Origin of the sequence: Campylobacter sp. TTU-622 (assembly GCF_016598965.1) — a bacterium.
Classification (GTDB): Bacteria; Campylobacterota; Campylobacteria; order Campylobacterales; family Campylobacteraceae; genus Campylobacter_D.
Genome location: NZ_JAENKR010000120.1, coordinates 1 through 2865 on the forward strand (window position 1 = coordinate 1; position 2865 = coordinate 2865).

Sequence of the window (2865 nt, forward strand, 5' to 3'; positions counted from 1 at the left end):
ATTTTAATCTTCCAAATGGTTTAACTTTTTTTATAAAATCTAATTATTATATACAAGGAATTTCAATAATATTATATGTTGTCTTTTCAATTTTGCTTTACAAAATTATTATTACAAAACAAGCTATTTCAGAACAAGAAAAAATTTCTTAATCCATTTTTACTCATTTTTTTTAATAAACAAAAACTATAAAAAGACTATAAATTAAATATAAATTAAGTATAAATATACTATAATTATAATACGAAAACAAAGACAAAGGAGAAAAATGGAAACCATTCAAAAGATTATTTTTTTTGAAAACTTTCTTAAAAAGAAAGGTTTTAAAATTATCAAAATTAGTAAAAATAAATTTTTTGTTAAAAATTTTTAAGGAGCTATAATGAAAGAACAGGAACAAAATTTATTTAGTCAAGAAGAATTGGATAGTTTAAAGAATACTAAAGAACATTATGAAGACATAATTGACAAAAAAATGCAAGCACAAAAAAAGAAAATCAAAAAGAAAGAGATAGAAAAAAAGTAAATACTGCTTACTACTATATAAACAAAAATAATCTCAAATAAATAATCCTTCATTTATATATATCGTTTTTACGATATATATAAACTATAAATAAAATATAAAAAATATATAATTTAAATATAAATTAATAATAAATTAAATATAATTGTAAGAATAATAAAGATATAAAAGGCTAAAAATGAAAATTTTATCTGTATGCAATGAAAAAGGCGGTTGTGGAAAAACTACAATTCTTGCAAATTTAGCTATAGCTTTATATCAAGAAGGGTCAAAAAATTTAGTTATAGACGCAGATCCGCAAAAATCTTTAGGGACTTTTGTTTCAATTAGAAATCAAGAAGGACATTTTAAAAAATTTGATTATATTATCAAACAAGGAGAAGCTTATTTTGATTGTCTTCTTAATTTAAAACAAAATAATAAAGAAAATTATAAATATATTCTTTCAGATACAGGCGGTAGAGATAGTAAAGAAATGCGATTTGCTTTAGCATTAAGCGATATTGTTATTATACCTGTTATACCAAGTCAATATGATGTAAGTGTTTTTGATAGAGTTATAGAAGTTGTAAAAATGGCTAAGGTTAAAAATCCAAATTTGCAAGTATTTATTTTAATTAATCTAGCTTCTACAAATCCTTTTTTAAGTAAAAAAATAGATGAATTAAGAGAATATATTAAATCAGTAGAACAAGATTATATTAAATTGCTTGATTTTGTTATTTTTCAAAGAGAAAAATATAAAATTTTTACTCAAATGGGTTTAGGGGTAACTGAAGATGAAAAAAAGGATAAAGCTTATTTAGAAATTAATAATCTTTGTGAATTTATTAAAAAAATAAAATAAGGAGATAAAATGAAATTTAAAAAAGCTGATATAAACGAAAATACTATACAAGATATAAAAGAATTTGCTGATAATGCAAGTGGAGAAAATCTAAAACAAGAAGATAAAAAAACTAGAAAAAGAAAAGAAGAAAGCAAAAGGAATAAATTTCCTTATAAAATATTTTTAGGAGATGAATTAAAAAATAGAATTCAAAAAGAATTTGTAGGAAGTGGTAGTGAATTTCTAAGAAAAATTATTTTAGAGAAAAACTCTTATTTTGAAGATAAAGATATTATAGAAATATATAATCTTATACAAAAAGAAGGCGAAGGACTTAGTCCTAAATCTTCCATTAGAAAAAAGTTTGGACTAGAAACAACTATGGAAAAATTTGACTATGATAAAAAAAATCAAAAAAATTCAATTACAACTTGGATTAATAGTGAAGATAAAGAAAAAATAAAAGAAAATATTACATTAAGCCACTCTACTATGAGAGCTTATGGTCACGCTAAAATTTTATTTTATTTAGAAACTAAAGATCTATTTAGTTTCGAAGAACAAATGAAATTAATAAAAGAAGCTAAAGATTATAATCTTGATTTCAAAGAATTTTTAATTCTTAAAATCAAAGGTTAATTAAGTTAGCAAGATCAGTTAAAAGCTAATACTGTCTCCCTTTTAATAGGGGGGGGGGTTGATATTTTCACTTTTTCTTTTTCTACCCCATCTTTTACTTAAATTAAGAGCTTTTTCTTTTCTTTCTTCTGGAATATCATATGTAAAAGTAAATGTTGTAACCTGACCACCACGTCCTTGTTTAGTTTTATCTTTTTCTTTTATATATTCTAAATTTTTAAAATAATTATTGTCTTTAAAAAGTTTTATCGAAGGAAAAATAATTCTTTTTTCTATTTTTTCTATATCATAACTTGGTGGAATATCAAGTAAAATATTAAATTTTTCAAAAGGAATTATAAATTCACCTGTGCTTTGCCACTGAGAAAGATATCTATAAAGATTTTTTGTATATTTATTTGTAATTTTGCAAAAAGTTCTTAAATCAACTATTGTGTATTCTTTTACAACATTTACAATTAAGCTTAACCATTTTTCTTTAATTTTAAAAATAATATTTTCTTCCTTTTCATTTACGGTAATTTCATCAAAAAACGATGAAACCGAATAAATTCTATATCCTTCATTATCTAAAAAATAATTTGAAGTTTTTAGATTATTTAGTTTTACGGCAAAAGCTACTACGTTTTCATAAAATCTTTTTTTATTTTTTTCTTGAGGCAAAAAATCTCTAAGTTGTTCAAATGAAAGAGAAATAGGAACTATATTCTTTGTAGATTTTATATTTTGACTTGCATAATAACAAATAGTAAAAAATAAGTTATAATCTACAGCTTTAAAATTCTTAAATGTAAAACAATTTAAATCATTATGATATATAAGACCATCGCTTCTTTTTTCCTTAACTTTTCTCATTATATTTCCTTTGTCT

At 22.0% G+C, this 2865-nt stretch carries 4 protein-coding genes; 3 read left to right on the plus strand and 1 reads right to left on the minus strand.

Annotated elements, in window-relative coordinates; all coding sequences use genetic code 11:
• Window positions 1-382 precede the first annotated feature (382 nt).
• The 3 genes from JG677_RS07670 to JG677_RS07680 all read left to right on the plus strand — a co-directional run bounded on the left by JG677_RS07670 (window position 383) and on the right by JG677_RS07680 (window position 1994).
• On the plus strand, window positions 383-526 hold the full coding sequence (locus JG677_RS07670; protein ID WP_200286052.1) for a hypothetical protein: 144 nt from the start codon (window positions 383-385) through the stop codon (window positions 524-526).
• 178 nt (window positions 527-704) lie between these two features.
• Window positions 705-1373, plus strand: a complete 669-nt coding sequence (locus JG677_RS07675) for a ParA family protein (RefSeq protein ID WP_200286053.1) — start codon at window positions 705-707, stop codon at window positions 1371-1373.
• Window positions 1374-1382: 9 nt separating this feature from the next.
• Window positions 1383-1994 carry a hypothetical protein gene (locus tag JG677_RS07680; protein ID WP_200286054.1) on the plus strand — a complete coding sequence of 204 codons (612 nt, stop codon included), beginning with the start codon at window positions 1383-1385 and terminating at the stop codon, window positions 1992-1994.
• A gap of 42 nt (window positions 1995-2036) precedes the next feature.
• On the opposite strand, the gene JG677_RS07685 is transcribed toward JG677_RS07680, so the two are convergent.
• Window positions 2037-2849: a replication initiation protein gene (locus JG677_RS07685; RefSeq protein WP_200286056.1), complete on the minus strand. Its 813-nt coding sequence runs from the start codon at window positions 2847-2849 to the stop codon at window positions 2037-2039.
• Window positions 2850-2865 lie beyond the last annotated feature (16 nt).

Excerpts from the sequence above, each read along its gene's own strand:
- JG677_RS07670 (WP_200286052.1), top strand. The coding sequence starts at position 383 with ATGAAAGAACAGGAACAAAATTTATTTAGTCAAGAAGAATTGGATAGT.
- JG677_RS07675 (WP_200286053.1), top strand. The coding sequence starts at position 705 with ATGAAAATTTTATCTGTATGCAATGAAAAAGGCGGTTGTGGAAAAACT.
- JG677_RS07680 (WP_200286054.1), top strand. The coding sequence starts at position 1,383 with ATGAAATTTAAAAAAGCTGATATAAACGAAAATACTATACAAGATATA.
- JG677_RS07685 (WP_200286056.1), bottom strand. The coding sequence starts at position 2,849 with ATGAGAAAAGTTAAGGAAAAAAGAAGCGATGGTCTTATATATCATAAT.